The organism is uncultured Caballeronia sp. (assembly GCF_964243625.1).
Taxonomy (GTDB): domain Bacteria; phylum Pseudomonadota; class Gammaproteobacteria; order Burkholderiales; family Burkholderiaceae; genus Caballeronia.
In genome coordinates this window covers 1-6,498 of sequence record NZ_CAXTGZ010000348.1, presented here as the reverse complement: position 1 = coordinate 6,498, position 6,498 = coordinate 1, and the positions used below count along the sequence as shown (strand labels likewise).

General features: G+C 61.6%; 4 protein-coding genes. 3 read left to right on the top strand and 1 reads right to left on the bottom strand.

The annotated features are described in order from the left end of the window. Positions 1–600, top strand: a 600-nt coding sequence (locus tag ACFFAR_RS21255; RefSeq protein ID WP_375508407.1) for a c-type cytochrome, incomplete at its 5' end; no start/stop codon positions are given. Positions 601–608: 8 nt separating this feature from the next. Here the strand turns inward: ACFFAR_RS21255 and ACFFAR_RS21250 are convergent. After that, complete coding sequence (locus ACFFAR_RS21250) at positions 609–4,712, bottom strand: CheR family methyltransferase (protein ID WP_375508408.1); 4,104 nt, start codon at positions 4,710–4,712, stop codon at positions 609–611. 783 nt (positions 4,713–5,495) lie between these two features. Here ACFFAR_RS21250 and ACFFAR_RS21245 point away from each other — a divergent pair. Next, entirely contained in the window at positions 5,496–5,951 is a 456-nt protein-coding gene (locus ACFFAR_RS21245) for a hypothetical protein (protein ID WP_174363076.1), read from the top strand. Positions 5,952–6,073: 122 nt separating this feature from the next. Then, a partial coding sequence (locus ACFFAR_RS21240) for a PIG-L family deacetylase (RefSeq protein ID WP_174363077.1) occupies positions 6,074–6,498 on the top strand: 425 nt, incomplete at its 3' end.

Below are 6,498 nucleotides of genomic sequence, written 5' to 3'. Positions count from 1 at the left end.
CTCACCGGCGACCCCGGCGCGGGTCGCGGCCGCGTGCACGAAGCAGAGATCGCGGCGTTCCTGAAGTCAGGGCATGGCGGCGATCTGGTTACGTTCGGCAGCATGGTGCAGGTCGTTGAAGACAGCATGCAGTACATGAACGACGATGACCTGAATGCCATCGCGCATTATCTGAAGAGCCTGCCGGCAGAACAACCTTCGGGGGCCTACAGGCCCCGATCGCTCGGTGCGAAGCAAACAACGGCTGCGGCGCACACGGGTAACATCGAACGGCCGGGCGCCGGGATCTACCTCTCGTATTGCGCTAAATGCCACGGCGGCGAGGCGCAGGGCATGCCGCAAAAGTATCCGAAGCTCGCGGGCAACCCGGCCGTGCTGGGCCCCGATACCACGTCGCTGATCCGGCTGATGATCGAAGGCGGCAATTCGCCCGACACGCAGCACGGGCCGCCGCGAAAAAACATGCCCGCATATGCGGGCATGTTGACGAACACCGAGATCGCGCAAGTGCTTACGTTCATCCGCACGACATGGGGTAACAACGCGTCGCCGGTCACCACACGCGATGTCATTCTGCTGCGCGACGACATCCACAAATAGCGGTTGCGTCATGGGCCGGTGTGCGTGCCGCCACCGTGCGCGCCGCGCCATAAAAGCACCTGCTCGGCAGCGGCGGTCAATGCATCGAGCGAGACGGGTTTCGTCAGCAGCAAATCGAACCCCTTCGCCCGGGTGCGATTTTCCTCCGCACTGCTGGTGTATCCCGTCAGCGCAATCGCGGGCAAGCTCGCGAGCCGCGCGTTCGACCGCACTTGATCGATGAGTTCGTAACCGTCAATGCCGGGCATGCTGATGTCGCACAGCATCAGGTCGACGGACTCATGATCGAGGTACGTGAGCGCTTCGCTACCGCTGTGCGCAGTCGCCACCACCGCACCTTCGAGCTGCAGCAGCGCCGCGAACGCGCTGGCGGTTTCCGAGTCGTCGTCGACCACCAGTATGCGTACACCGCCAAGCGAACCGTTGCGCTCCTGCGCCATGTCGCCGCTTCCCGGCCGGCCATCGACGACTGGCAGCCAGACACGCATCAAAGTACCGCGTCCGGCGCCTTCGGACTGCGCGAGTACGCGGCCCGCGTGCATTTCCACGAGCTGCTTGACGAGCGCGAGCCCGATACCCATGCCGCCGCCCGTCTTGCGCCGCGCTTCGATTCCCTGCGAGAACATCTCGAAGATATGCGGCAACAGCGGCGCGTCGACCCCGAGGCCAGTATCGGCGACATCGATGCGCAGTTCGTCACCTTCCTGTGTCAGCCGCACCGAAACCGTCCCGCCGCGCGGCGTAAACTTCAGCGCGTTGGAGAGCAGGTTCCACACGATCTGATCAAAGCGTACGGGGTCGACCTCGGTCCAGAGCGGCGCGCCAAGTCCATCGAATGACAGCGTTATGCCGCGCAACGCCGCTTCGGACTCAATGGCGTCCGCGATGGTCGCGAGCATCTGCGCCACGTCGCTCATCGCGAGATTGAGCGCGAGCTTGCCGGTGCGCACGCGCGACAAGTCCAGCAAGTCGTCGATGATCTTCGCCTGTCCCAACACCGCCCGCTGAATAGCGTCCGCCGCGAGCTGGATGGCCGCCACGCCACGCGCTTCCGGAATGCGCGGCAACATTTCCGCTTTCACATGAATCAGGTTGAGCGGATGCTTCAACTCGTGCGACAGCACAGCCAGGAAATCGTCCTTCAGCCGGTTCGCGGCCTCGGCCTGCGCCCGCACCGCGCGCTCTTCCGCAAGCTGCGTCTGGCGCACATCTTCTTGCGTCTTGCGATCGGTCAGGTCGCGCACGATCTTCGCGTACCCGGTGAATTTCGGGTCGTTCAACGGCGTCACCACACCGCTGCAATAGACCTTGCGCCCGCCCTTCGCGAGATGCCAGCGTTCGTCGTCGGCGCGGCCGTCGTGCTGGGCGATGTCACGCTCACGGCCAGCCACACCGTCCTCATTGTCTCGGGAGGTGTAGATCACATCGATGTTCTGCCCCACCGCCTCATGCTCCGAATAACCGAACACGCGCTCGGCCCCGGCGTTCCAGCTCACGATACGGCCATCGGGGTCCTGCACGATGATCGCAAAGTCGTTGGTCGTCTGGGCTGCCAGCCGCAGGCGTTCTTCGCCGGCGCGCACACTCGCTTCAGCGCGGCGCCGCGCAGTGGTTTCAACGAGGCTCACCACCGCGCCGTCGATACGATCGTCCGCCGTCCGGTAAGGAAGCAAACGCGCGAGGAACCAGCGGCCGTCGTTGGTCGCCACTTCGCGTTCGATCAGACGCAGCGACTGGAATGTCGCGCTGACGTCATCGGCGAGTTCGGGATACTTCAGCTTGTGCGTGATGTCGAAGAGCGAGCGTCCCACATCGGCGCCGATCAGGTTGAACACGGTGGTCGCGCTAGGCGTGTAGCGCTTGATGCACATCGCGCGATCCACGAAGACCGTTGCAATGTCCGTGGACGTGATCAGGTTCTGCAGGTCGTCGTTGGCCTTGCCGATTTCCTCGATCTTGGCCTGCAGTTCTGCATTGACCGTGATGAGTTCCTCGTTGACAGACTGCAGTTCTTCCTTGCTGGTCTCGAGTTCTTCCGTGGCCGATCTCAGCTCTTCGTTGATGGCCTGCAGCTCTTCATTCGACGCCTTCAATTCTTCCGTCGATGTTTCGTACTGTTCGATAGTCGTCTGCAACTGCTCCTTGCTCAGGTGCAGTTCCTGTTCGAGCTGCTGCATCACCGTGTCGTGACCCGCGTGGTGCTCCGCTGCCACCGCGTTTTCGGTCATCGCTTCCTGCACCTCGTCGAACAGCACGAGGATGAAGTCGGCGTCGGCGGCGGCATCGTGAAACGGACGCACGGTCATGTTCACAAACGACGGATGACCATCGCGCTGCAGCTTCACGCGTCGCGCTTCCACGCTGTTGCCGGTTTGCACGGCCTGAAACAGCGCAGTGCGCAGATCGAGCCGCAACTCGGGCAGGACCACGGCAATCAGGTTGCTCGAAGGCTCGCCGCCGACGTAACGCAGGAAACGGCCGGCGTTGTCGGACATATGCACGATCTTCGAATCGCGATTCACGATCACGCTGGGTGGCGCGTATTGCTCCAGCACGCGCTGGTGCAACGCGCTGAACGAGAAATTGCGGCGCCCTGGAATCAGCGCATACCCCTCTTCTTCGACGTTCGTGTAGCGTCCCTGGTTCGACATGCTCGGCGTAGTAAGCGCAGGCCGGTTCGGCAACTTGGCAGCCTTCGCGCGATACACGCGGTTCTTCTTGTCCACGACCGTAAACAGGTCTTCGACCGAATCGGCGGACTCGGAGCTGCCCAGGAACAGATACCCGTTGGGATAAAGCGCATAGTGAAACATCTCGAGCACCTGATGCTGCACGCTGCGATCGAGATAGATCAGCAAGTTGCGGCACGAGACCATGTCGAGCCGCGAGAACGGCGGATCGCGCAGCACGTTGTGCATGGCGAACAGGATCTTCTCGCGAATGCTTTTCACGACCTCGTAGTGCGCGCCCGTCTTGACAAAGAACTGCCGCAACGAAGACGGCGGCACGTCCGACATGATCGATTCCGGATACACGCCGGCACGCGCACGGGCGACCGCGCTTTCATCGATATCCGTGGCGAACACCTGGATGTTTGCGGTGGAGCGCAGCAACTCCCGCTGCTCCGTCAGCAGCATGGCGAGCGAATACGCTTCTTCTCCCGACGAACATCCTGCAACCCACGCCCTGACCTGATCGCCGTCGTTCTTGCCATGAAACAGCGCGGGCAGCACATCGCGCTCGACCGACTCGAAGGCTTCACGATCGCGGAAGAAACTCGTCACGCCGATCAGCATGTCCTTCAGCAACGCGCCCGTTTCCCGCGGATTTTCCCGTAGCAGGTTGCGATACTTGATCAGGTCCGGCACGCCGTTCACCTGCAGGCGACGCTCGATACGGCGCAACATGGTCGCGCGCTTGTAGAAGCGGAAGTCGTGGCCGGTACGCGAGCGCAGCGTGGACAGGATGTCCTGCAGCGCAACCTCTGCCTCGCCACGCCGGTCGGCCCGGTCGTTCAGAGTCAACGCGGGTGCATCGATGTCCGGCAACGCGATACGTTTGGCGTTGTTCCAGATATCCAGCAGTCGTTGCGGCATTTCGACGACCGGCAGAATCAGATCGACTTGATCCGTCTGAATTGCGTTCTGCGGCATCTCACCGTATTCGGCGTCGTTCGGTTCTTGCGCGAGCGTCACGCCGCCGCGCTCCTTGACGGTGGCGATCCCAACCGCGCCGTCGCTGCCGGTACCCGACATGACAATGCACATGACATGCTGGCCATGTGCCTCCGCGAGACTGCGGAACATCCTGTCGATGCTGACCGGCCGGCCCGTATGAGACTCGGCATCGCTCGCGTCCAGGTGCCCGTCCGTCATGGTCAGGCTCTTGCCCGGCGCGATGACGTACACGTGGTTTGGTTCGATGGGAGTCGGCCCGCTGACCTGCAACACCCGCATGCGGGTCACGTTCTGCAAGACCTTGTCCGCGCTGCTGACGTGCTTGGCCGACAGATGCAACACGACGACGAACGCCATGCCCATATCCGCCGGCGCATTTTCGAAAAAGCGCAGCAGCGCCTGGACGCCGCCTGCGGACGCGCCTATGCCGACCACCGGAAAGCTTAGTGTACTCGACCGGTGCGCAGCTCCCGGACCGTCCCCGGTTGCGTTCTCACGGCTCGCGTCATCGCCAGGTGGCGGCGCCGTTGATGTTGGTGTCTCACTCACTCCGTGGGCCTCGGTTCATGACGCTTCAATGGTCGATAGGTGCCGGTTCGCTTGCTTGAACGCGCGCGCGGCAACGATGATCCTGGCAGGCACATCAATGCGAATACCACGGGAGGAAAACGCCCCGATGCTCGTTCTTTTACTACCTTCTTGCATCCGGAAGCGTATTGCCCGATCAGGCAAGGACGGTGGCCATTATATTCAAACAGCATTTTTTAGGGACAGAAGCACATGATTTCAAAGGTGATTCGTACCTAAGTTGCCGTCGTGTCCGCCAGGTCTGGCGGCTGCCGCGCGTCGAGTTCGTCGCCGGTGTCAAGTGGCGGCGCCTGCACCGACGGTTCTACGTCGGGCGCTCCTCCGGTCAAGCTGCCTTGGCCGACCCGGGCTGTCCCGCTGTTGCGTTTTCAGATCCATCGACAATTTTAACTCCTATGTGGGTTCAGCCGGCACAAACACCGAATGCAGCGCGCAATGCATGTCCTGCCGGGCGACCGCGTTGCCCTGATGCATGGAATCTGGCAGATGTATGGACGGTCGGAAAAACCTGCATGACCCCACTTTTCTTTTTGATCCGCGCCCAATTTTTGGCGTCAACTTTTCCGTCGGGTGCCCGTTAATTCACTGGAAGCAGGTTGAAACTCCGATTCACTCGATGGAACCCGCACCATGGCATCACTCCCTCTTTTCGACCATTCCCCACAGACCCATCTTGTGGCGCCGAGCCGCCTCGAACTAAACCAACGCGAACAACGGCTCGTCGCAGACATGCGCGACAGCCTTGCCGCAACGGGTACGCTCGCCATTGCAGGGGTGCTTGCGATCGTCATGTTGGAGGCCTGGGACCTTCCCGCTACGTTCATCCTCGGTCTCCAGGAAATCGTGGGCGTGGTTGTGTTCGCGACGTGCACCTGGTTCATGTATGAACGCGGCGAGAAAAAACTCCGCCTGTACTCCTTCGAACCGGCAGACCATACGATGACCGGCGAAATCCGTGCGCTGCTAAACCGTCTGCCGGACGGCGCGGCTTATCAGCGAGCAATCGACGCCGAACAGCGTCCGTACACGACCGGCGAACTCGAAGAGATTCGCACACGCGTGAGGGCGTTCTCGCCAGCCGAATAAACCTTGGCGTCTTCGCTGCGGGATACGTCCTGTCGAACGCGGACCTGAAGTCGTGGGAGAGCATCCCGGCATCAGGTCCGCGTTTTGCGTTTTTGGTCGGACCATGTCAGCCCGAAGACGCCATGCCAGAAAATATCTCGCACCCGTTGGTCGTGTCCCCGCACTTTGACGACGCCGTATTCAGTTGTGGTGCTTTCATCGCGGCGCATCCGGGGTCGGTGGTCCATACCGTCTTCTCTGGATGCCCTCCTGAAGACGTGACAACTGACTGGGACCAGCACTGCGGCTTTACTAACGCGGCAGAGGCGATGCGCGAACGCGCATGCGAAGACGATTTCGCGCTGGAAATCCTGGGTGCGCTCGCTGAGCGCGGCGACTTTCTCGATGCACAATATGCTCCTTACGGGACGGCTCCGACCGTCGAATCAATCGCGAGCAAGCTTGGCGAAGCAGTGCGTCTTCATGCTGCTCGCACCCTTCTTGTTCCCCTGGGCCTGTTTCATTCGGATCACGAACTCGTGCACCGCGCATGCATCGATGTGTGGAA

Excerpts from the sequence above, each read along its gene's own strand:
- ACFFAR_RS21245 (WP_174363076.1), top strand. The coding sequence starts at position 5,496 with ATGGCATCACTCCCTCTTTTCGACCATTCCCCACAGACCCATCTTGTG.